Source organism: Halorubellus litoreus, from assembly GCF_055378595.1.
On sequence record NZ_AP043836.1, the window covers coordinates 414,255 to 435,259 of the forward strand.

22 protein-coding genes are annotated in these 21,005 nt (G+C 68.9%); 14 read left to right on the top strand and 8 right to left on the bottom strand.

From position 1 onward, the window contains the following. Positions 1 to 132 precede the first annotated feature (132 nt). Positions 133 to 1,989, top strand: a complete 1,857-nt coding sequence (locus tag ACZ48X_RS06450) for a glycoside hydrolase family 97 protein (protein ID WP_464379837.1) — start codon at positions 133 to 135, stop codon at positions 1,987 to 1,989. 43 nt (positions 1,990 to 2,032) lie between these two features. Here ACZ48X_RS06450 and aglM read toward each other — a convergent pair whose 3' ends face one another. Beyond that, entirely contained in the window at positions 2,033 to 3,358 is a 1,326-nt protein-coding gene (aglM, locus tag ACZ48X_RS06455; RefSeq protein ID WP_336349931.1) for a UDP-glucose 6-dehydrogenase AglM, read from the bottom strand. A 115-nt stretch (positions 3,359 to 3,473) separates the two neighbouring features. Here aglM and aglF point away from each other — a divergent pair, with 115 nt between their 5' ends. From aglF to glmS, 4 genes are all read left to right on the top strand, one after another. Next, on the top strand, positions 3,474 to 4,226 hold the full coding sequence (gene aglF / locus ACZ48X_RS06460; protein WP_336349930.1) for a UTP--glucose-1-phosphate uridylyltransferase AglF: 753 nt from the start codon (positions 3,474 to 3,476) through the stop codon (positions 4,224 to 4,226). Positions 4,227 to 4,458: 232 nt separating this feature from the next. Then, entirely contained in the window at positions 4,459 to 5,670 is a 1,212-nt protein-coding gene (gene glmU, locus ACZ48X_RS06465) for a bifunctional sugar-1-phosphate nucleotidylyltransferase/acetyltransferase (RefSeq protein ID WP_336349929.1), read from the top strand. Next, entirely contained in the window at positions 5,667 to 6,824 is a 1,158-nt protein-coding gene (locus ACZ48X_RS06470; RefSeq protein WP_336349928.1) for a sugar phosphate nucleotidyltransferase, read from the top strand. Before glmU ends, ACZ48X_RS06470 begins: the two co-directional genes overlap by 4 nt. 3 nt (positions 6,825 to 6,827) lie before the next feature. Then, positions 6,828 to 8,864, top strand: coding sequence for a glutamine--fructose-6-phosphate transaminase (isomerizing) (glmS, locus tag ACZ48X_RS06475; protein WP_336349927.1), 2,037 nt, complete (start codon positions 6,828 to 6,830; stop codon positions 8,862 to 8,864). Between the two features lie 56 nt (positions 8,865 to 8,920). On the opposite strand, the gene ACZ48X_RS06480 is transcribed toward glmS, so the two are convergent. Then, a complete protein-coding gene (locus ACZ48X_RS06480) occupies positions 8,921 to 9,241 on the bottom strand; it encodes a DUF7521 family protein (protein WP_336349926.1) in 321 nt (106 codons plus the stop codon). Further along, on the bottom strand, positions 9,241 to 9,600 hold the full coding sequence (locus tag ACZ48X_RS06485; RefSeq protein ID WP_336349925.1) for an ArsR/SmtB family transcription factor: 360 nt from the start codon (positions 9,598 to 9,600) through the stop codon (positions 9,241 to 9,243). The genes ACZ48X_RS06480 and ACZ48X_RS06485 overlap by 1 nt, the downstream gene beginning before the upstream one ends. Before the next feature lie 180 nt (positions 9,601 to 9,780). Between ACZ48X_RS06485 and ACZ48X_RS06490 the strand changes: the two genes are divergently transcribed. Continuing rightward, a complete protein-coding gene (locus ACZ48X_RS06490; protein ID WP_336349924.1) occupies positions 9,781 to 10,887 on the top strand; it encodes a hypothetical protein in 1,107 nt (368 codons plus the stop codon). Positions 10,888 to 10,892: 5 nt separating this feature from the next. Further along, positions 10,893 to 12,740, top strand: coding sequence for a carbamoyltransferase family protein (locus ACZ48X_RS06495; RefSeq protein WP_336349923.1), 1,848 nt, complete (start codon positions 10,893 to 10,895; stop codon positions 12,738 to 12,740). Here ACZ48X_RS06495 and ACZ48X_RS06500 read toward each other — a convergent pair. Next, positions 12,737 to 13,156, bottom strand: a complete 420-nt coding sequence (locus ACZ48X_RS06500; RefSeq protein ID WP_336349922.1) for a hypothetical protein — start codon at positions 13,154 to 13,156, stop codon at positions 12,737 to 12,739. The genes ACZ48X_RS06495 and ACZ48X_RS06500 overlap by 4 nt on opposite strands. A gap of 90 nt (positions 13,157 to 13,246) precedes the next feature. Here ACZ48X_RS06500 and ACZ48X_RS06505 point away from each other — a divergent pair, with 90 nt between their 5' ends. Beyond that, positions 13,247 to 14,074, top strand: coding sequence for an undecaprenyl-diphosphate phosphatase (locus tag ACZ48X_RS06505; protein WP_336349921.1), 828 nt, complete (start codon positions 13,247 to 13,249; stop codon positions 14,072 to 14,074). 25 nt (positions 14,075 to 14,099) lie between these two features. On the opposite strand, the gene ACZ48X_RS06510 is transcribed toward ACZ48X_RS06505, so the two are convergent. Further along, positions 14,100 to 14,768, bottom strand: coding sequence for a hypothetical protein (locus tag ACZ48X_RS06510; protein ID WP_336349920.1), 669 nt, complete (start codon positions 14,766 to 14,768; stop codon positions 14,100 to 14,102). A 134-nt stretch (positions 14,769 to 14,902) separates the two neighbouring features. Beyond that, complete coding sequence (locus tag ACZ48X_RS06515) at positions 14,903 to 15,121, bottom strand: hypothetical protein (protein WP_336349919.1); 219 nt, start codon at positions 15,119 to 15,121, stop codon at positions 14,903 to 14,905. Positions 15,122 to 15,272: 151 nt separating this feature from the next. Between ACZ48X_RS06515 and ACZ48X_RS06520 the strand changes: the two genes are divergently transcribed. Continuing rightward, a complete protein-coding gene (locus ACZ48X_RS06520) occupies positions 15,273 to 15,779 on the top strand; it encodes a hypothetical protein (RefSeq protein ID WP_336349918.1) in 507 nt (168 codons plus the stop codon). Positions 15,780 to 15,812: 33 nt separating this feature from the next. On the opposite strand, the gene ACZ48X_RS06525 is transcribed toward ACZ48X_RS06520, so the two are convergent. Beyond that, positions 15,813 to 16,190: a hypothetical protein gene (locus tag ACZ48X_RS06525; RefSeq protein ID WP_336349917.1), complete on the bottom strand. Its 378-nt coding sequence runs from the start codon at positions 16,188 to 16,190 to the stop codon at positions 15,813 to 15,815. Between the two features lie 40 nt (positions 16,191 to 16,230). Between ACZ48X_RS06525 and ACZ48X_RS06530 the strand changes: the two genes are divergently transcribed. The 4 genes from ACZ48X_RS06530 (at position 16,231) to ACZ48X_RS06545 (ending at position 19,263) form a co-directional block, all read left to right on the top strand. Continuing rightward, complete coding sequence (locus tag ACZ48X_RS06530; RefSeq protein WP_336349916.1) at positions 16,231 to 17,565, top strand: MFS transporter; 1,335 nt, start codon at positions 16,231 to 16,233, stop codon at positions 17,563 to 17,565. 113 nt (positions 17,566 to 17,678) lie between these two features. Continuing rightward, positions 17,679 to 18,530 (top strand): eIF2B alpha/beta/delta subunit family protein, encoded by an 852-nt coding sequence (locus ACZ48X_RS06535; protein ID WP_336349915.1) that lies wholly within the window; start codon positions 17,679 to 17,681, stop codon positions 18,528 to 18,530. Positions 18,531 to 18,612: 82 nt separating this feature from the next. Then, entirely contained in the window at positions 18,613 to 18,996 is a 384-nt protein-coding gene (locus ACZ48X_RS06540; protein ID WP_336349914.1) for a DUF7522 family protein, read from the top strand. A gap of 123 nt (positions 18,997 to 19,119) precedes the next feature. Further along, positions 19,120 to 19,263, top strand: coding sequence for a hypothetical protein (locus tag ACZ48X_RS06545; RefSeq protein ID WP_336349913.1), 144 nt, complete (start codon positions 19,120 to 19,122; stop codon positions 19,261 to 19,263). Positions 19,264 to 19,345: 82 nt separating this feature from the next. On the opposite strand, the gene ACZ48X_RS06550 is transcribed toward ACZ48X_RS06545, so the two are convergent. Further along, entirely contained in the window at positions 19,346 to 20,443 is a 1,098-nt protein-coding gene (locus tag ACZ48X_RS06550) for a DUF7350 domain-containing protein (RefSeq protein WP_336349912.1), read from the bottom strand. A 35-nt stretch (positions 20,444 to 20,478) separates the two neighbouring features. On the opposite strand from ACZ48X_RS06550, the gene ACZ48X_RS06555 reads away from it, so the two are divergent. After that, the gene (locus ACZ48X_RS06555; protein ID WP_336349911.1) at positions 20,479 to 20,970 is read left to right on the top strand and encodes a halocyanin domain-containing protein; all 492 of its coding nucleotides are present in this window, start codon (positions 20,479 to 20,481) and stop codon (positions 20,968 to 20,970) included. The last annotated feature ends 35 nt before the right edge of the window (positions 20,971 to 21,005 follow it).

Genomic DNA, 21,005 nt, shown 5'->3' on the forward strand with positions numbered 1-21,005 from the left:
ACGACTGCAGTAGCGTCGTTCACCGCGGGTTGCAACACGACGGATAGTTCGACCAAGCGCCAATCGGTCACGCGCGGCGATTCGAGCAGTCGGACGAGAGAGACCACCAAAAGGTCGGAGACAGAGGGCTACGTGAAGTCCGTCCAATGCGACTCCCCCGAGAAGGATGTTCGTGTGGACGTTCGCGTTGCCGATGGGACGCCAACGTTCGCTGTGTCAATCCAAGGTAAGCAGACCATCGATGGTGGAACCTTGGGAGTTACGTTCGAGACGCAGCAGCCGTTCGATGATTGTGCGTCCGCGTTCGAGGTGACACGTCGGTCGGTACGACGTTCTTGGAGTCCAGTGAGAGGCGCTCAATCCGTCGTCCGTGATGACTTCGAGGAAGTAAGCCTCGCGTTTTCGTCGCCCACGTCGACGACGCCGAAGGCTCGGTTCCGTGTGTTCGACGATGGCGTCGGTGTTCGATACGAGGTGCCAGTATCGACTGGACCTGAACGGCGGACGGTAGTGAGCGACGAGACGACTGTGGGATTCCCCGATGAGGAGGTTCGAATCTGGTATCCGTCACCGCTCGGGACACGGCTCGAGGAGTCAGTCCGGGTTCCGTCTGTCGGAGGTGCGGCGACGCCCCTGACAGCGCGCATCGGTGATACCGAGACGTCTCAACGGTTCGTGACTGTACACGAGGCAGCGCTATCGCATTCGGAACTGCGTTTCGAGGGGGCGAGCGACGGAAGATTACGAGCCTCACTGGGGGAACCCTCTGAGGTGTCGGGCATCTATACGTCGCCATGGCGCGTATTCCTCACTGCGAACTCGCTGGATGGGCTACTCGAGAACGAAGTCGTTCGTAATCTCAACGAGCCGTGTCGAATCACGGATAGTTCGTGGATTGAACCGGGGATAGCGACCTGGGATTGGCGCGCTAGAGGAGCGACTGTCGACGGCTTCACCTATGGATTGGACATGCCGTCACTTCGTCGCCTCGTGGACCACGCCGCTTCGAATGGGTTCTCGTATACCCTCGTCGACGCAGGCTGGTATGGGGATGAGTCGGATCCTACCGCCGACCCGACCGTCCCTGTGCAGTCTATCGATATCTCATCCCTCTCGACGTACGCCGACAAGCAGGGTGTGGGGTTGCTCCTGTATGTGAACGATCTCGCGCTCCGTGAGAATGACGTCGAAGCGATCTTCGAGACCTACTCGCGATGGGGAGTGGCGGGCGTGAAGCACGGATTCCTCGGAGGAAGCGGTAACGGGAACGTTCGCCGCCTCCGGGGGTTTTTGGAGGTCGCCGCAGACCACGAACTGCTCTACAACGTCCACGAAGCGTTCAAGCCAACTGGTCTCCGACGGACGTATCCGCACCTCATGACCCGGGAGTTCGTGCAGTCGCTCGCGGACGGGCAACCTGAGACATACGCAAAGCCGAGTTACCACGTTGCACTTCCATTCGTGAACATGCTCGGCGGGCCGCTCGATGCGACCCCTGGGCTCGTAGACCTCTCGGATGCGACCGAGCGGGACGCGATAGGTGGACCGGTCTTGTCTACTGTCTGTGCGCAGCTAGCTCGCTGTTTGACCATCGATACCGGTTTGTTACATCTCCCAGACATCCCGGAAGTGTATCGATCTGAACCGGCAATCGAGGCGTTCCTGCAGCGGATCTCGCCGTTACACTGGGACGAACGGCGTGTGCTAGACGCAGCCTTCGGTTCACATGTCGTCGTTGCCCGACGCTGTGGGCAGAGCTGGTACGTCGGTGGGCTCGCGAGCGATGGCGGAGTGACTCTGGAATTGGCTCTCGGATTTCTCGGGGACTCGCAGTACACCGCGAGGACGCTGTCGGATGCCGTGGGTTCGACCTATCGCTCGAATCGGGAATCCTACGTCGTCTCCGAATCGACTGTCGAGGCAGGTGATACCTTTACCGTCGAAATGGCGCCCGGTGGAGGGTTCGTCACGACTTTCGACCCCGCGTAACCTCACCGTTGGTCGTTTCACATGAGACGACGGTGGGTGAGGGTTACCAGGTCAGTCCGTCGTACGTGAGGTCGTCCTGTGGCTCGATGACGCGTCGGCCGTCGACGATGACCTTCGAATGCATCGCGTCGAATTCGTCGTCGAGGGCTTGGAACTCGTCCCAGTCGGTGGTGACGAGGGCGGCGTCGGCGCCGTGGAGCGCGCTGGCAGCCGAGTCGGCGTATTCGAGGTCGGGGAAGTGTTCGCGCATGTTCTCGGTCGCGACGGGGTCGTAGGCGACGACGTCGGCGCCGCGTTCTTGGAGGCCGTCGATGACGGGGATGGCGCGGGAGTTCCGGACGTCGTCGGTCCCGGGTTTGAACGCTAATCCGAGCACTGCGACGCGCGCGCCGTCGACGTCGACGTGTTTCTCCAACAGTTCGAGCATGCGTTCGGGTTGGTGGTCGTTGACGTCGATGGCGGCCTGGAGCATCCTGGGCTCGTACCCGTGTTCTCTGGCGGCGTGGACGATGGCAGCGACGTCTTTGGGGAAGCAGCTGCCGCCCCAGCCGAGGCCGCTGCGGAGGAACTTCGCGCCGATGCGGTCGTCGAGCCCGATGGCGTCGGCGACCTCGTAGGTGTCGATGCCGTAGGTCTTGCAGACGTTCCCGAGGTCGTTGATGAGGCTGACTTTGGCGGCGAGGAAGGCGTTGTTCGCGTACTTGACCATCATCGCGGTGGGGACGTCGGTCTCGACGATGGGGACGTCGTGGCCGTCGGCGGCGCGCGCTTCGAGGAGCGGGGCGTAGCACTCGTGGAGGGCGTCGAGTGCGCGTTCGTCGCCGGGGGCGGTCCCGAACACGAGTTTGTCGGGGGCGAGGAAGTCGGCGACGGCGCTGCCTTCGCGCTGGAACTCGGGGTTGGCGGCGACGGAGACGCGGTCGCCGGCGTGCGCTTTGATGCGTGGTGCCAGCCGAGCGTCGACGACGTCGGGGAGGACGGTGCTCTTGACGACGACGACGTGCTCGTCGACGACCTGACTGCCACCGTCTTCGGGCCGTCCGGCGAGTGCCTCGCCGGTCATCTCGCTGGCGGCTTCGAGCGCGCTGGTGTCGATGCTGCCGTCGGCGTTGGAGGGCGTCTGGATGGCGAGGAACGTCAGGTCGGTGTCGGGGAGCACGCCGTAGTCGGTGGTCGCGCGGAGGCGGCCGCCGGCGTGTTCCGCGATGCGTTCGTCGAGCCCGGGTTCGTGGATGGGCGAGTCGCCGGCGTTGATGGCGTCGACGACGGCCTGGTCGATGTCGACGGCGACGACGTCGTGGCCGAGGTCGGCGAGGCAGGCCGCGATGGTCGTGCCGACGTACCCGCTCCCGACGACGCTTACTTGCATACGCGTGTTGACCCGGAGTAGTCGGGTAGTTATGGCGGTCCTACCACCGCGCGCCGACGGTTCGGCGACCGGTAGCCTGCGTGTAGTAATGACCCGACGCGGGCTTGCGTGAGGTATGAAGGCTGTCGTGCTTGCGGCGGGGAAGGGTACCAGATTGCGTCCGTTGACCGCGACGAAACCGAAGGCGCTCGTGGAGGTGAACGACCGACCGATCCTGTCGCATTGCTTCGACAAGCTCGGGGAGCTCGGCGCCGAGGAGTTCGTGACGGTCATCGGGCATCGCGGCGACCAGATACGCGAGTTCTACGGCGACGCGTACGAGGGCGTCCCGATTACGTACACCGAGCAATCGGAGCCGAAGGGCATCGCGCACGCGTTGCTCTGTGCGGAACCGTACGTCGACGGGGACTTCATGCTGATGCTCGGTGACAACATCTTCCAGGCGAACCTCGCGGACGTCGTGAACCGCCATCAGGAGTCGCGTGCGGACGCGGCGTTCCTCGTCGAGGAGGTCCCCTGGGAGGAGGCGTCGCGGTACGGCGTCTGCGACACGAACAAGTACGGCGAGATCACGGACGTCATCGAGAAACCCGCTGACCCGCCGAGCAACCTCGTCATGACGGGGTTCTACACGTTCACGCCCGCTATCTTCGACGCGTGCCGGCTCGTGATGCCCTCCGATCGTGGGGAGTACGAGATCAGTGACGCGATCGACCTCCTCATCCGGAGCGGCCGCACCATCGACGCACTTCGATTGAACGGCTGGCGCGTGGACGTCGGGTACCCCGAGGACCGCGACCGCGCCGAAGCGTTGCTTCGCGGCGAACTCGACCCGGCGAGCGAAGAGCTCGTGGAGACGGCGGACTAGTCGTGCGTGCGATCGGAGCTGGTTCGCGTCCGCTGAGCGAACGCCTTGGTCCGACTGAGTCCGGTCCGCTGCTCACGGGTGCGAGTGGATTCGAATTCACAGGCGAGCGTGGCGCTGCGGCCACAAGCAAGGGTGTGACTTTTGTGCCGGCGGTCGGATGTGGACGTATGAACGAAGCCGGTTGGTCCCTACTGCTAGTTCGGTCGCAATCCATGCTGGAGGTGCGTTCCGCGTGAAGGCGGTCGTCGTTGCGGCGGGCGAGGGCACGCGGATGCGGCCGTTGACGCACAGTCGCCCGAAGCCGATGCTGCCGGTGGCGGGCGTGCCGATGGTGGAGCGCGTGCTGGATGCGTGTGCGCCGTACGTGGACGGGTTCGTGGTCGTCGTCGGGTACGAGGCCGAGGCGATACGCGAGCACTTCGGCGACGAGTACGCCGGACTCCCGGTGGAGTACGTCGAGCAGGGCGAGCAGTTGGGGACGGCGCACGCCATCGGGCGTGCTGCGGGCGTGGTGGACGAGCCGTTCGTCGCGCTGAACGGCGACGTCGTCGTGGACGAGAACCTCGTTGCGGCGCTCGCCGGGGCGGCTGCCGACGGCGAGAACGCGATCGCGACGATGCACGTCGCGGACCCGCGGAACTACGGCGTCGTGGACGTCACCGATGGGTATGCGACGGGTATCGTCGAGAAGCCGGCGGACCCGCCGTCGACGCTCGCGAACCTCGGCCTGTACGCGTTCGACCCGAGCGTGTTCGCGTTCATCGAGGAGACCGGGCTGTCCGAGCGCGGCGAGTACGAGATCACGGAGACGATAGAGCGGATGCTCGACGCGGGGAAGGACTTCCGCGTGGTCGAGCACGACGGCGACTGGCTCGACGTCGGTCGTCCCTGGGAGCTCCTGGACGCCCAGGAGGTCCTGCTCGCGGACCTCGAACGCGACGTTCGCGGGACCGTCGAGGACGGCGCGACCGTCGAGGGTCCCGTCGTGGTGGAGGAGGGCGCGACGATACGGACGGGGAGCGTGGTCGAGGGCCCGGTCGTCGTGAAGGCCGGGGCGTCCGTCGGCCCGAACGCGTACGTCCGCGGGTCGACGGTCCTCATGCCGGGCGCGACGGCCGGGACGTCCGTCGAGGTGAAGAACTCGATACTCATGGACGGGGCGACGGTCCCGCACCTGTCGTACGTCGGCGATTCGGTCCTCGGCCGGGACGTGAACTTCGGTGCTGGGACGCAGGTCGCGAACCTCCGGCACGACGACGCGAACGTCCGCATGGGCGTCAAAGGCGAACGCGTCGACACCGGCCGGCGGAAACTCGGCGTCGTCGCCGCGGACGGCGTGAAGACCGGCATCAACGCGAGCGTGAACGCGGGCGTGAAACTCGGCGTCGGCGCGACGACGAAACCCGGCGAGAGCGTGACGCGCGACCGAGGTGAGAAACTGTGAAGGCGGTCGTGCTCGCCGCGGGCGAGGGCCGCCGGTTGAAGCCGTTGACGAACCGCCGCCCGAAGCCGATGCTCCCGATCGCGGGGAAGCCGCTCCTGGAGTACGTCTTGGAGTCGGTCGCGGACGCGGGTATCGACGAGGTCGTGCTCGTCGTCGGGTACGCCCGCGACCGCATCCAGACGCACTTCGAGGACGGCGACGACTGGGATATCGACCTCGAGTACGTCGTCCAGGAGAAGCAACTCGGGACCGCGCACGCCATCGCACAGGCCGAGGGCGCGGTCGACGACGCGTTCGTCGTGCTGAACGGCGACCGCATCATCGAGCCGTCGGCGGTCACGAGCGTCCGAGACCGCTTGGAGCGCGACGGCGGGCCGGTGATGACGGTGACGCGCTCGGTTGACCCCGGGGCGTACGGCGTCGTGGACCTCGACGGGGACCGCGTCGTCGACATCGAAGAGAAGCCGCGCGAGGCAGCGTCGGAACTCATCAACGCGGGCGTCTACGGCTTCGAACGGTCGATCTTCGACGCGATACGGGAGACCCCTGCCGGCGAGACGGGCGAGCGAGGGATCACGGACACGCTCGCGGGGTTCGTCGACGACGGCGGGGTGCCTGCGGTGCGCTACGGCGGACTCTGGGAGGACGTCTCGCACCTCTGGGACGTCACGCGCGTCACGGGGCACGTCCTCGACCGCGACGGGAGCACGCGCGACGGCGACGTCGCGAAGACCGCGTCGGTCGCGGACCCCGTGCACGTCGGCGCGGGGACGTCCGTCGACGCGAACGCGACGCTCCGCCGCGGGTGTTCGCTCGGCGAGAACGTCACGATAGGTGCGAACGCGGTGCTGTCGAACGCGGTCGTGCTCGCGGACGCGGTCGTCGAGGACGGCGCGGTCGTCCGGGACGCGGTCGTCGCGGAGAACGCGCACGTCGGCGCGAACGCGACGATCGTCGGCGGGAAGTCGGACGTACTCGTCGACGGCGAGCTCTACGAGGGCGTGCAGTTCGGGGCGGTCGTCGGCGACAACGCCACCGTTGGCGGTGGGACGACCGTCGAAGCAGGGGTCGTCCTCGGGGACGGTTCGACCGTCCAAGCAGGGTGTACAGTATCCGGACGCGTTCCGAGCGACACCGAGGTCAGGAGGGGATAACGCATGTGTGGCATCATCGGGTACGTCTCGAACGAAGGCGGAGAGAATGGCCGCGACGACGAACGCGGCGACGGGGAACGCGCAGACGGCGGGTGCGACGCTGGCACGCCGACCGGGGGCGGCCGGGCGCTCCCGGTGCTCGTGGACGGCCTCCGGAACCTCGAGTACCGCGGGTACGATTCGGCGGGCGTCGCGCTCGTCGAGGACGACGCGGTCGCGGTCCACAAGCAGCAGGGCGTCATCGACGACCTCGACCTCCCGAACGCGCATCCGGCGACGTGTGGGGTCGGGCACACGCGCTGGAGTACGCACGGGAAACCGACGGACGCGAACGCCCACCCGCACACGGACTGCACGGGGGACGTGGCGGTCGTCCACAACGGTATCGTCGAGAACTACGACGCACTCCGCGCCGAACTGGAGGCGGCCGGGCACGCGTTCTCGAGCGAGACCGACACCGAGGTCGTCCCGCACCTCCTGGAGGCCGAGCTCGCGGCACGACGCGAGACCGCGACCGACGGCGGCCGCGTCGACGAGGACGGCGAGTCCGCGGGCGCGGAGACTTCGGCCGACGGCGACGGGTCGACGGCCGAGGACGCTGCCGCGTATCGGACCGCGGGCGCCGCGGGCGGGTTCGGTGACGTCGACCTCGTCGCGGCGGTCGAGGCGGTCGTCTCGCGACTCGAGGGGAGTTACGCGGTCGCGGTGACGGTCGCGGGCCGCGAGGAGCTGGTGGTCGCGCGTCAGGACAGCCCGCTCGTGCTCGGGCTCGGCGAGGGCGCGAACTTCGTCGCGAGCGACGTGACGGCGTTCGTCGAGCACACGCGCGAGGTCGCGTACCTCGCGGACGGCGACGTGGCCCGGGTCACCGGCGACGCGGTCGACGTCCGGCACGACGGCGCGTGGGTCGACCGGGAGACGAAGACCGTCGACTGGGAGGCCGAAGCCGCGGAGAAAGGCGGGTACGACCACTACATGCTCAAGGAGATCCACGAGCAGCCGGGGGCGCTCAGGCAGACGCTCTCCGGGCGCGTGGACGAGGTCGCGGGCGACGTCGACCTCGACGTCGACCTCTCGTCGGAGGTTCTCGCGGACGTCGAGGAGATCCAGCTCGTCGCGTGCGGGACGAGTTATCACGCCGGCCTGTACGCGCGTCGACTCCTCGAGGAGTTCGCGGACGTCCGCGTGACCGTGGAGGTCGCGAGCGAGTACGAGTTCACGGGCGGGCGCGACCCGTGGGAGACGCTCGTCGTCGCCGTCACGCAGTCCGGGGAGACCGCGGACACGCTGTCGGCGATGCGGAAGGCGGCGAAGGCGGGGGCGCGGACGCTCGCGGTGACGAACACCGTTGGGTCCACCGCAGCGAGGGAGGCCGACGACGCGCTCTACATCCGCGCTGGCCCCGAGATAGGTGTCGCGGCGACGAAGACGTTCGCCGCGCAGGTCACCGCGCTCAGTCTCCTGACGGTCCATATCGGGCGGCGGCGGGGTGCGCTCTCCTCGGAACGCGCGAGCAACCTCCTCGAGAACCTCCGCGGGCTCCCGGGCGCCGTCCAACAGCTCTTGGACGCGTCAGAGCGCTTGGAGGCGGTTGCGAGCGAGTACGTCGACGAGGACGCGTACTTCTTCGTCGGCCGCAAGCTCGGCGCTGCCGTCGCACTCGAGGGCGCGCTGAAGCTCAAGGAGATCGCGTACGTGCACGCCGAAGGCTTCCCGTCGGGCGAACTGAAGCACGGAACGCTCGCGCTCGTCACCGAGGACACGCCCGTCCTCACCGTCCTCACCGAGGGCGCGCGCCCGAAGGAAACCCTGAACAACGTCAAGGAGGTCGAATCCCGGGGCGCGCCAGTGATCGGGTTCTCGTCGTACGACGCCGCCGCGAACTACCTCGACGTCGAGATCCCGATCCCGGACCTCGGCGCCCTCGAACCGCTCGTCGCGAACGTCGGCCTCCAGCTGTTCGCGTACCACGTCGCGAACGAACTCGGGCGCGCCATCGACAAACCACGGAACCTCGCGAAGAGCGTTACCGTCGAGTAGTCTCGACGGTCGAGCCTCCGGCCGCGAACTCGACGGCTGGGCGACCGCGGCGGTCGTCACTCGCCGCGCTGTGGATCGTCGATCGGGTCGGTGCTCGAGGTGCTCGCGGCGGCGGGGACGAACAGGGAGGCGACGATGAGCGTCATGCCGAGACCGACGGTGCACGTCTGGACGATGCCGGCGAGGAGCGTGGACATCTGCAGGAGTTCGTAACAGATGCCTTCGAGGACGGAGCCGATGCTGAGGAATGCGAATCCGCCTGCGACGACGAGCATCCGTTGGCTTCGCTCTCGCCTGGCGGCGCGGTAGCCCTGGAATGCGACGAAGATGCCGAGGGCGACGATGACGACTTTCGCGGCGAGAAGGCCGACGAACATCAGTCCAGCCCCCGTTGCATCGCGTCCCAGATGGTCCGGAAGTGGTCGGGTGCGTCGTCGCGTCGGTCGACGTCGACGTGGAGGTCGCCGTCGTCGAGCGTGACGGCGAGGTGTTCGAGGTTCGACTCGAACTGCCGATAGTGGTTGCCGTCGGATTGCACGCACGTCTGCTCGCGGAGTAACCCGAGGTCGAGGAGTTCCTCGATGCGGCGGTAGATGGTGGCGAGCGACGCCTCGCAGTGCTCTTCGAGGGAGTGCGCGGACATCGCGCGTCGATCGGTCATGGTGAGGATGCGCTTCCCGACGTCGTCGCTGAGTGCGTCGAGGATGCGGTCGTCGATGCTCTCGATTTCGGCCACTGCTACTGTCGGCTACCAGTGGGAGGCCCTTGTTTACGAGCAGACTAAGGTCGAGTTCGTGGATGGAATGACGTCCGCTGAGGTGGTGGTAGTAAGGCGCCCCGCAGTATCCGGGGCGTTCGCAGCGCGTGCGAACGCGTTGGACGGTTTACCACTCCGGCGTCCCGACGTCGACGTACAGTGACTGACCACCAGGACGAAGTGACTGACCTCCGAGACGATGCGACGTCGCGTCGGCGCGTGCTGCTCGGGACCGGTGCGATCGTTGGGCTCGCTGGCTGTCTCGGGTTCGGCGACGACGCCGAGAACACGACGACAGGGACCGGGTCGCGAACCGATGCCGCGACGACCACGCCCGCGAGCACGACGACCGGCGCGGAGACGACGACTGACGCGGAGACGAGTACCGAGTCCGAGGCTACCGAGACCGAGGAGGAAGGCCCGGGGTACAAGCAGGACCACTGGCACGGTCGCCTGTTCTTCGAGGTCGACGGCGACTTCGTGAACTTCGACCAGTCGAAGTACTACCTCGATTCGATCGAGGACGAACGCCCGGAGACGGTGTACTTCCACTTCCATGGGACGGCGGCGCACGGGCCGAACGAGTGGAGCAACGAGAAGCAGGTCGTCACGTTCGAGCGGGCGCTGAACCTCCTCCCCGGGATCGGGTACGACACCGCGGGCGGGTCGCACGTCATCACGTACGACGGGACGACGTACGATGCGTCCAGAGCTGGCACCAGCATCTCCATCCACCGGGGGACTGATTCCGTCGACCCGACGACGTACGAGGTCCAGCACGACGACAATTTCTGGGTTAGCGTCCGGACCGACGGCGGTAGTGGTGGTTCCGGTGGAACGACCACTGCAACGTCGACCGAGTCAGAAGGGAGCGGTGACGCACGCACCGGGAAGTTGTTCGTGGACGTCAACAATCGGCGTCTCGAGTACGAGGCCGGCGCGACCGACGGGAACGCATCAGGGTTCGAGTTCCGCGACGACGACCAGCCGTCCACGTGGTACGATACCGGCGAGGCGACGACGCTCGCGGACGCGCTCGACGCACTCCCGGACATCGAGTACGAGCAAGCGAGCGGCGGGAAGCACGTCGTCACGTACGACGCGAACGACTCGTTCGACGGCACGTATCGCGAGACAGCGTCGGAGACCCAGGTCCTCGTCAGGCAGCGGACGAACCCGGTCGACCCGGCGTCGTACCAGCTCCAGGACGGCGACGCCGTCTGGGTGTACGTGCACACGACGAACGCTCCGGACAACGAGCACTGATCACGATGGCACGCTACGACCTCGCGTTCAAGCCCGCGATCGGCCTGTACGGACAGCACGACCCGAGCGCCGCGCTCTTCGAAGACGGCCGCCTCGAGTACGCCGTCGAGGAGGAGCGTCTCACGCGCCAGAAGCACGCGGTCGGGACGTTCCCCGAGCGCGCGATCGAGTCGTGTCTCGATCATCGGAACCTCGCGCTCTCGGACGTCGACCGCGTGCTCCTCCCGTACGATCCGAGCCTCCGGTCGGAGATCCTCGAACACTACGTGCGCGACGCCGTCCGCGCGGACGGCGCCCTCCGGACCGCCAGGGCGCTCGAGGAGGTCGCGAAGACGCAGGTGGAGAGCCGGTTCTTCCCGACGCATCGCGTCGAAGCCAGGCTCGAGGAGTTGGGTGACGCGGTCCCCCCGATCGAGACGCGTTCGCATCACGCGTGTCACGCGGCGAGCGCGTTCCACCCGTCGGGGTTCGAGGACGCGCTCGTCCTCACGGTCGACGCGAAGGGCGAGTACGACTCGACGGTCGTCTGGCGCGGCACCGCTACCGGAACCGGGGTCGAGACGGCAGGCGCGAACGCCCTGGAGCGCGTTCGCACGTACGAGCACCCGAACAGCCTCGGGTTGTTCTTCGCGGTCGTCACCGAGTACCTCGGCTATCGGATGTTCAACGGCGAAGGGAAAGTGATGGGGTTGGCGCCGTACGGACGCGAGAACGAGGAGATCGAGCGGACGCTCCGGTCGCTCGTCGACGTCGGCGTCGACTACGACGTGACGGAACTGACGCGCCGCTGGGGGACTGGTTACGGCGTCCGCCGGCTCGAGGAGGCGTTCGGTCGCGAGCGAAACCAGGAGCCGGGCGAGTTCACGCAGTGGGAGAAGGACCTCGCATACACCGCCCAGAAGCTCCTCGAGGAGACCGTCCTCGACATCACCGAGTCGTCCCTCGGCGCGCTCGACACCGGGAACGTCGCACTCGCGGGCGGCGTCGCGTTGAACTGCAAGCTCAACAAGCGCGTCCGCGAATCCGACGCGGTCGACGACGTCTTCGTCCAGCCGGTCGCGCACGACGCCGGCCTCGCCGTCGGCGCCGGCCTCCTCGACCAGTCCCCGCAGTCGGTGCCCGAGCTCGAATCCGTCTACTTCGGCCCCGAGTACGACACGGGGACGGTCCGCGACCTCCTGGAGTCGAACAAGATCGCGTACAGCGAACCGGACGACGTCGAGCGCGTCGTCGCCGAACGCCTCGCCGACGGCGACCTCGTCGGGTGGTTCAATGGTCGCCTCGAACTCGGGCCGCGCGCGCTCGGGAACCGGAGCATCCTCGCTGACCCGCGGACCGCCGAGTCGCGCGACCGCGTCAACCGGTTCGTGAAGCATCGCGAGGAGTGGCGGCCGTTCGCGCCGTCGATGCTCGAGGCTGCCGCCGCCGAGTACCTCGTCGACGGCGAGCCCGCGCCGTTCATGATCCAGGCGTTCGACGTCGAGCCGCGCAAGCGCGACGAACTCGAAGCCGTCCTGCATCCCGCCGACGACTCGACGCGCCCGCAGACCGTGAACGAAGACCAGAATCCGCGATATCACCGCCTCATCGCGGAGTTCGCTGACATCACGGGCGTGCCGGTCCTCCTGAATACGTCGTTCAACGATCACGCGGAACCGATCGTGACGACACCAACGGACGCCCTCAAGGACTTCTTCGGGATGGGCCTGGACGTGCTCGTCCTCGGCGACGTGGTCGTGAGGAAGACCGACGCCGAGACCACGACGGTCGAAGCGCGACAGGAACGCGGCGCCGCGACTACGGGCGACGCAACGACCGACGGGACTCGAGACGCCAGCCGCGCCGACGACTAGCGAGAGAGGTCAGCGGCTGGTGGTTCGGCGTCGACGACGACGAGTTCCTCTTGGTTGCTCCACCGGTCGTAGACGGCGACGTTCTCGGGCGTCCACGGTGGCACGGCGACGAAGACGGTCGCGTGCAGGTCGTCCTCGATGGATATCTCGGGGTTCCCGCCGGGGTGGGAGACGAATCGGCCCTGTGTCTGCGCGGAGGGCGTCGAGAGGTCCATGCCGAAGACCGCCGTGATGCTGTCACCGGTCTGGGGCAGGTAGAAGTCGGTGAAGACTGGCGTCTCGGGGTCCGCGTCGCCGACGTCGCCGTCGAGGTCGCCGGCTGCTGTCGTCGCCAGGGCGGCGGTGACGGAGTTCGGTTCTGCGTCTTCGGCGAACTCGCAAAGCACCTCGAGGAGCCCGCGGGTCGCGTATATCACGCGTCGTCGTACGAGGCGACGGCCCCTAAGGCCGTCGGGTGTCCGCCTGGAACCGTGGGGGCTATGTAGTCGCCGCGGCGACGCCGTGGTATGGCCGGAGAGTTCGTGGTGGCGTTCCTCGTCGGGCTCGTGCAGGGTGTCTTCGAGTGGCTACCGATATCGAGCGAGGGGAACGTCGCGATCGCGCTCCGGGCGCTCGGCCGGTCGCCGGAGGACGCGGTCGGGTACGCGCTGTTCTTGCACGTGCCGACGGCGATAGCGGCGACGGCGTACTACCACGAGGAGTTCCGCGATGTGCTCGGGAACGCGCTCGAGTGGCGGCCGGCGTCCGCGTTCGACGAGCACGCCGTCCTCACGTACCTCGTCGGTGCGATGGCGGTATCGGGCGTGGTCGGTATCGCGGCGTACGCGACCCTGGAGGCGGTCGTGAGCGAGCTCGCGGGCGGGGCGTTCGTCGCGCTCGTCGGCGTCCTCCTCGTCCTCACGGGCGTCCTCCAGCGGTACGCGAGCCCCGAGTTGGACGCCGGGGAGCGCGACCCGGACGCGGTCGACGCGGTGTTCGTCGGCGCGATGCAGGGCCTGGCGATCCTCCCGGGCGTGTCGCGGTCGGGGACGACCGCGAGCGCGCTCCTGTTCCGCGGGCACGACGGCGAGAACGCGTTCCGGCTCTCGTTCCTCCTCTCGGTGCCCGCGGGCCTCTCCGCTGGGGCGCTGGAGGTCGTCCAGCAGGGCGGGCTGCCGGGCGTCGCGCTCGCGCCGACGCTGCTCGCGCTCGTCGTCGCGGGCGTCGTCGGGTACCTCACCATCGACGCCCTCATGCGCGTCGTCGAACGCGTCTCGTTCTGGCTCGTCTGCGTCGCGCTCGGCTCGCTCGCCATCGTCGGCGGCGGCGTGCTCTACGTCGCGTTCCCCGCCTGAGACGGCACGGAGCGCGTCGCGGTCGTCAGGAGAGTGCGCTCTTCAGGGTCTTCGCGTACAGTCCGAACATGCGTTTCCGGGAGCCCGAGAGGGCGTCCTGGAGGGCGCGCGTCGCACCGCTCGTGATGCCGGCGCCGTGCGCGCAGTAGAGTTCGCCAGGGGAGAGGTCACCGAGCTTCTTCCGGGGTGGGACCGCTCGCAGCATCGGGTGGACGCCGAGTTCCTCGTCGCCGGTCGTGTAGTAGTCGACGGTACCGACGGCTTCGCTCACCCAGAGCTCGCCGGATTCGTCGTCCCAGAGCGCGATCTCGTTCCAGAACGGCCAGTTCACGACCGGGATGACGTCGAACCGGTCGAGGACGCCCCGGAGCGGTTTCGTCTCCGCGTCCAGACTCGTCTTCCCGAAGAACTCGGGGACGTACACGGGGACGTCGTGGCGGCGCGCGACCGCCGCACAGTCGCGTTCGTGGCGGTCGAGCGTGAGGACGACGCCGGCGACGTCGCCGAGCGCCGCGAGGTGGTCGTCGAGGTCGTCGATGTCGACCGGGTCGATGACGTACACGCCGTCGGCCGTCCGGAACGCGTGACTCGCTCGCTGCATCTCCTCCCCGGGGTACGCGATCCAGCCGAACCCGTCGTCGTCCTCGCGAACGACCTCGTAGGCGTCGGCTGGCCCCGACTGTTTCATAGGCATACCCGCCCATAGGGTGGCGACCTGCATAAACCGCCGCCTCGCGGCACCGGGAACGCCCCTGAACGCGCCGAGCGTTCACGCGCTCGCGGTCGCGGCCGGTCGCTGGACCGCCGGCGACGCCGGCGGTATCGCGGTCACTTCACGCGGAACGGGTTCTCGTCGTCGCCGTCGTCGTCGCCGTCGCCGTGGTCGCCGAACGGTTTGCGTGCGGTGAGCGTGACCGTCGCCTCCGGGGCGTCACCGTCCTCCCACGGCGACTCGTACACGGACACCTCCGCTTCCGTGACGTCCCACCCGCGGTCTTCGAGGAGTGCCACCAGTTCTCGCTGCTCGTCGAGCACGTCGTCGCGCATACCCCACTCCAGGGCTGGCGGGGACTTGGGTTCGTCGGGTGACGCGCTGGGCGTCGGTGGGTCCCGTCCCGGGCATCGTTGGCGGCAGTGCCGGGAGTCGTCCGGGCGTCGTCACGGCGGATTCTTCAGTGGCGCGCTCCGAGAGGCAGGTATGGATTCGCTTTCGGACCCGGGGCGCCTCTTGAACGACGACGCGGTCGACTGGCGCGACCGGAGTCACGCGGTCGACGCGGAGCGCTTCGACGGGATTCGCGACCAGGTGAACAGTCACGCCGTCGTCGGGGTCACTGACGGCGACGGGCGCGTGTGCTGTCACGACGACGGCGTGCACGGGTGGACGCTCCCGGCGACGACGGTCCCGTCCGGCGGGGACTGGGCGGCGACCGCGCGCCGCGACCTCGGGGACCTGCTCGGCGTGCCGCTCGCGCTCGGCCATCCGGCACGCATCCGGCACGTCGGGTTCACGGTCGACGACCCCGAGGACGCCCGTCGCGTGGACACGTTCGACGTCGTCTTCCCGGCGCGCGTCGACGCCGAGGACGCGTCGCCGACCGCGGCCATCGACGTGGACGGCGACGCCACGCTCAGGTGGGTCGACGCCGTCCCACCGGACCAGGACGGCGAGCTCGCGGACGACGTCCGACTGTTCCTCGAGTAGGTGTGCTGGCCGGACGTCGGAGACGCCGACCGTTCAGGGCGAGAAGTCGAACCGCGGCCGGTCGATGTCGGGCGTCCGGTGGTCGACCTCGGTCCCGTCGGCGTACTTCACGTAGTTGAGGTAGAACGTCCGCCCGCAGCCGTCCTCGTCGGGGCGCGGGTCGTTCGCGCCGCCCTCGCCCGAGGGCGTCGCGCCCGCTGCCGGCGTGGCGTCCTCCGCGTCCCGGTCGCGGGCGCCGTCGCCGAGGCAGACGAACCGGATGCCGTCGGCGGCCTCGACGTCGTCCGTCGCGTCCGCGTACGTCCAGCCGTCGAGCGGTTCGCGCGTCACGCACTTGTCGTTCATGTACGCGTCGCGCTCGACGCCCGTGACGGCCCCGCAGTACGGACAGCGATAGGTGACCCAGACCATCTCGACTCGACGTAGGCGCCGAACGGATTTATGCACCGCCATGGTCGCGTCCCGGTCGCGGCGGTCCTGGCAGGGACTGGAGACCGACAACCTCGTAGGACGGCGGCGCGTACGCACGCTCGTGACCGAAACGGCCGCCGGCGCGGAATCCGAGGGCGTCCAGAGCGCTCGCGGCGCTCGCGGCACGCGCCTGGACCGCGTCCGACTCGGGCTCGTGGTGTGGGGCGTCCTCGTCTCGCAAGTGTTCCTCTACCCGGGCCTGGAGGAGACCGTCGCCGCGGTCGGTGGCGGCGACGGCATCCTCGCACCGACGTGGTTCCTCGTCGCCGAGTTCGCGGCGTTCGTCGCGTTCGCGGTCGCATGGGGCGTCCTCAGCGACTCGCTCGGACGTCGCGTGCCGTTCGTCGTCGTCGGCGCCGTCGGTGGTGCCGCGAGCTACGTCGCGGTCGCGCTCGCACCGTCGCTCGGCCTCGGGTTCGGGGTGGTGCTCGCGCTCCGCGTCGTCGGCGGCGCGTTCACCATCGGCGCGTTCTCGCTCGCCATCACGATGCTCATGGACCTCTCCGGGGGGAACGGCCGGAACATGGGTGCCGCCGGGACCGCCATCGGGCTCGGCGCGGCGCTCGGCGCGATCGTCGGCGGCCAGCTCGCCGCCCGCGACCCACTCCTTCCGCTCTACGGCGGCGCGGCCGTCCTCGTCGCCGCGGGCGCGCTCGCGGCGACCGTCCCCGACCGCGGCGGCGGTGGCGGCCTCCCCGTCGGCACCGTTCTCACCCGCGTCCGCTCGCGGCCAGCGCTCCTCGTGCCGTACGCGTTCGGGTACGTCGACCGCCTCACTGCGGGGTTCTTCGCCCTCGCGGGGGTCGCGTACGTCCGCGAGGCGTTCGACGTCGACGCCGCCACCGCCGGCCTCACGCTCGCGCTGTTCTTCCTGCCGTTCGCCGCACTCCAGTACCCCGTCGGCTCGCTCTCGGACCGCATCGGCCGCTACGTCCCCGTCGTCGGTGGGTCCATCCTGTACGGCGTCGCCATCGTCGCCGTCGGCCTCGCACCGACGTACGCGCTCGCCGCCGCGCTCCTCGTCGCCGTCGGCGTCTGCGGCGCGTTCGTCGCCCCGGCGACGATGGCGCTCGTCACCGACGTCGTCCCCGCCAGCGAAAACGCGTCCGCGATGGGCGGCTTCAACGTCTTCGGGAGCCTCGGGATGCTCAGCGGGTTCCTCGTCGGCGGCCTCGTCACCGCCGAGTACGGGTTCCTCGCCGCGTTCCTCGTCGCCGGCGGCCTCGAGATAACGATCGCCGTCGTCGCGAGCACCGCCATCGCGCGCATCGCGAAGCCCTCGACGCGTTCGGGCGCAAGCCCCGACGGCGGGTGAATCGACCCCCCGATGGATTCGGGTGAATCGACGCCCGCGCCGGTACCGGCGAAACTCGGGCACGTGTCGACGAGGTGGAAAGGCCTATGCCGTCGGTGGGCGACGGTGCTGGCATGATAGACGAGACCGTCGAAGAGATCGCGGAGATGCAGACGCACTCGTCGTCGGTCGTCGCGGTGAAGGCCGCGCGAGCGCTCGCGGACCTCACGGGCAGGGAGTTCGCGACGGTCGAGGAGTACGAGCGGTCGCTCCAGCGGAACGCGCAGGCGTTGCGGCGCGCGAACCCGAGTCACGCGAGCCTCCACAACGCGATGGCGGACGTCGTCGCCGGCGTCGAGGACGCCGAGCCCGGTGACGTCGCGGCGGCGAAGGCGGCGACGGCCGACGCCATCGACCGCGTCGTCGACACCATCGAGGCCGGGAAGCACGCGGCCGCGGAGAACGCCGCCGCGTACCTCGAGGACGGCCAGACGATACTCACGCACGACTACTCGTCGACGGTGCTGGAGGCGGTCGAGAGCGCGACGCGGGACGGCAAGTACCTGGAGGCGTACGTCACCGAAGCGCGACCGCGGTACCTCGGCCGGAAGTCCGCGCGCCAGCTCGCCGCGTACGACCGCATCGACACCCACCTCGTCACGGACGCGGCGGCCGGGTACTACCTGGAGGAGTGCGACCTCGTCGTCGTCGGGATGGACTGCATCGTCGGGGACACGCTCTACAATCGCGTCGGGACGTTCCCCATCGCTGCGACCGCCGCGCGCCTGGACGTCCCGGTGGTCGTCGTCGGCTCGGACGCGAAGATCATCGAGGACGGGTTCGTGTTCGAGAACGAGTTCCGGTCGCCGAGCGAGGTGATGCGCGAACCCGCGGAGGGGTTCAGCGTCGAGAATCCCGCGTACGACGCCACGCCCGTCGACCTCGTCGACGCCGTCGTCACCGACGAGGGCGTCGAATCGCTGTAACGTCCGGGGACCGCAGCCGACCGCTCCCAGACCGTGGGAATTTGTGTCACGGTTCTTCCGTCGGCCGGGCGACGGTTCGCGTATGTCGTCCGACCTGCTCAGCGACGCGACCGAGACCGAGCTCGTCCGAACCACCAGGGCCGTCGTCGGCGACGGCGTCCGCAGCGTCACGTACTTCACGCCCGACGACGTCGACCAGCTCTACCTCCGCGACGACCTGGAACCCGACGCCGACGTCGCCGGGTTCGCCGACACCGAACGCCTCGGCTTCCGCTCGCAGACCGACTACGACGACAGCGAACTCGGCGACTACACGTTCACCATCCGCGTCTTCGACCACGGGTACCTCACGCGCGTCATCCACGACGACCACGGCGTCTTCGTCACCACCGACCCGCTGACCCGGGACCGCTTCGAGGAACTCGCCGCCGCGCTCCACGAGGAACTCCGCGCGCTCGACGACTGACCGGGTGCGCCGGAACGGTTCGCTCGTCGTCCCCGTCGTCCGTCCGCGCCCCGTCGTCCGTCCGCGAGCACCAACCCATCTGTCCCCAACTATCAACTATCCGTCCCGAGAAACGCAGCGTGCATGCTCGACGCCGAACCACTCGTCTGCACGGACTGCGGGAACCTCCACATGGAAGGCGGACAGGGGCCTGAAGACATCGACGAATGCGTCGTCTGCGACGGCCGCGTCGAGGACGTCGAACTCGACGACGTCATCGGCCTCTAGGCGCCGTCGCGCCCCTTCTCTCGGTTCGACTCGACGACTCGAACAGTGCCGACAGCGCCGAGTCGGGAGCGGGTGCTGGCGGTCAGTCGGCGGTGACGCGGACGGTGTCGAGGTCGAGGAACGCGGTCTCGTAGCCCTCGTGGCGCGCGACCTGCGGTGGCGTGAGCGTCTCGATGCGGACCGCAGTCGCGGCCGCGAGGCCGTCGACGCTCGCGCCGTAGTGGTAGCCGAGTGCGGGGTCGAGCGTCCGGTCGAGGATGCGTTCGGTCGTCGACCCGTCCTCGCGTTCGACGGTGGCGCGCAGCCCCATCCCGGGGAGGACGAGGTCGTTGTACGGCGTGTGCGCGAGCACCGCGAGGTAGGCAGCGTCCGCGGGTGCGTCCGCGTCCGGGTCGACGCGCTCGCTCGCCGACCGGCCGGTGAGCGCGCGGACGTCGAACGTGACGTCGGCGGTCCGTGCTCGCCCGAGCCGGCTCCCGGGCGGATCCTCCGGGATGGCTGCGGCGGGCATCGACGCGGGTGGGTTCGTCGGAAGCGCGCCGCGCGTCCCGGGGTCGTCGGCGCGAACGACGTCGAGCGCGTCCCGGTCGGTGCGCGCGTACTCGAACGCGAACGTGTGACTCGCCGGGTCGCCGAAGCGGTCGGCGAACGCCCGGGTGCGTCGCCCCTGGAGGCCGCCGACGGCGACCGTCGCCGCGTACTCGCCGTCGCCGTCGAGCGCGAAGTTGTCGCCGTAGTGGAACCCCATCCCCTGCGACACCATCGCGTACACGGCTTCCTGTGCGACGAGGTCGCCGTCCCGGGTCACCTCGACCGTCAGTCCGACCTCCGGGAGGACGACGCCCGTCTCGGGGTCCCACGCGAGCGCGACCAGGTGCACGTCGTCGTCGGGTTCGGCCGCGCGACGGTACGTCTGCTCGCCGACGACCTCCCAGAACCGAACGGGCGGCCCGTACGCGAGCGCGAGCCGGAACGCGCCCGCGTCCGCGACGCCGACCGTCCGCAGCCGCGGTGCCGCGACCGGTCGATACACGCCCCGCGGTGGGTTCTCGACGCGCGCTGGCGGCTCGTAGCCGTCGCTCCCCGTGCCGAGACAGCCCGCGGTGGCGGCCGTCCCGGTCGCAGCGGCCGCGACGCCAGCCGTGCGGGCGAAGTTGGCGAGCAGCGAACGACGACGCACAAGGGTTACTACGCGGCCCTCGTACAAAACCGAACGTGCAATCCTCCGACTCGACGAGCGACGGGGTAGCAGGGGACGACGAGCGAACGAACCGATGCGGGCGACGGGCGCTGCTGGCAGCGACCGCCGGGACCGCCGCCGCGGCGCTCGCCGGCTGCCTGAGCGGCGGCGGTGGGGACGGCGGCGATGGCGAGCTCGACGACTGGCTCGGCGACCTCGACGAGTACGACGGGCCGGTCGACCGCACCGGCGAGAGCGAGGTCGCGGTGGCGGTCGGTGCGGGCAGCGACGGCCTGGCGTTCGACCCACTCGCGGTCGAGGTCGACGTCGGGACGACCGTCGTCTGGGAGTGGACTGGCCGGGGCGGCCGGCACAACGTCGTCGACCGCGACGGCGCGTTCGCGAGCGAGTACCACGACGACGAGGGCGCGACGTTCTCGCACACGTTCGAGGAGACGGGAACGTACGCGTACTACTGCGAGCCCCATCAGGCGCTCGGGATGAAGGGCGGCGTTCGCGTTCGCTGACCGCGCGCTCGGCACGAACGGCGGCGTCAGCGTCC

Excerpts from the sequence above, each read along its gene's own strand:
- aglM (WP_336349931.1), bottom strand. The coding sequence starts at position 3,358 with ATGCAAGTAAGCGTCGTCGGGAGCGGGTACGTCGGCACGACCATCGCG.
- aglF (WP_336349930.1), top strand. The coding sequence starts at position 3,474 with ATGAAGGCTGTCGTGCTTGCGGCGGGGAAGGGTACCAGATTGCGTCCG.
- glmS (WP_336349927.1), top strand. The coding sequence starts at position 6,828 with ATGTGTGGCATCATCGGGTACGTCTCGAACGAAGGCGGAGAGAATGGC.
- ACZ48X_RS06480 (WP_336349926.1), bottom strand. The coding sequence starts at position 9,241 with ATGTTCGTCGGCCTTCTCGCCGCGAAAGTCGTCATCGTCGCCCTCGGC.
- ACZ48X_RS06495 (WP_336349923.1), top strand. The coding sequence starts at position 10,893 with ATGGCACGCTACGACCTCGCGTTCAAGCCCGCGATCGGCCTGTACGGA.
- ACZ48X_RS06505 (WP_336349921.1), top strand. The coding sequence starts at position 13,247 with ATGGCCGGAGAGTTCGTGGTGGCGTTCCTCGTCGGGCTCGTGCAGGGT.
- ACZ48X_RS06510 (WP_336349920.1), bottom strand. The coding sequence starts at position 14,768 with ATGCCTATGAAACAGTCGGGGCCAGCCGACGCCTACGAGGTCGTTCGC.
- ACZ48X_RS06515 (WP_336349919.1), bottom strand. The coding sequence starts at position 15,121 with ATGCGCGACGACGTGCTCGACGAGCAGCGAGAACTGGTGGCACTCCTC.
- ACZ48X_RS06520 (WP_336349918.1), top strand. The coding sequence starts at position 15,273 with ATGGATTCGCTTTCGGACCCGGGGCGCCTCTTGAACGACGACGCGGTC.
- ACZ48X_RS06525 (WP_336349917.1), bottom strand. The coding sequence starts at position 16,190 with ATGGTCTGGGTCACCTATCGCTGTCCGTACTGCGGGGCCGTCACGGGC.
- ACZ48X_RS06530 (WP_336349916.1), top strand. The coding sequence starts at position 16,231 with ATGGTCGCGTCCCGGTCGCGGCGGTCCTGGCAGGGACTGGAGACCGAC.
- ACZ48X_RS06535 (WP_336349915.1), top strand. The coding sequence starts at position 17,679 with ATGATAGACGAGACCGTCGAAGAGATCGCGGAGATGCAGACGCACTCG.
- ACZ48X_RS06540 (WP_336349914.1), top strand. The coding sequence starts at position 18,613 with ATGTCGTCCGACCTGCTCAGCGACGCGACCGAGACCGAGCTCGTCCGA.
- ACZ48X_RS06545 (WP_336349913.1), top strand. The coding sequence starts at position 19,120 with ATGCTCGACGCCGAACCACTCGTCTGCACGGACTGCGGGAACCTCCAC.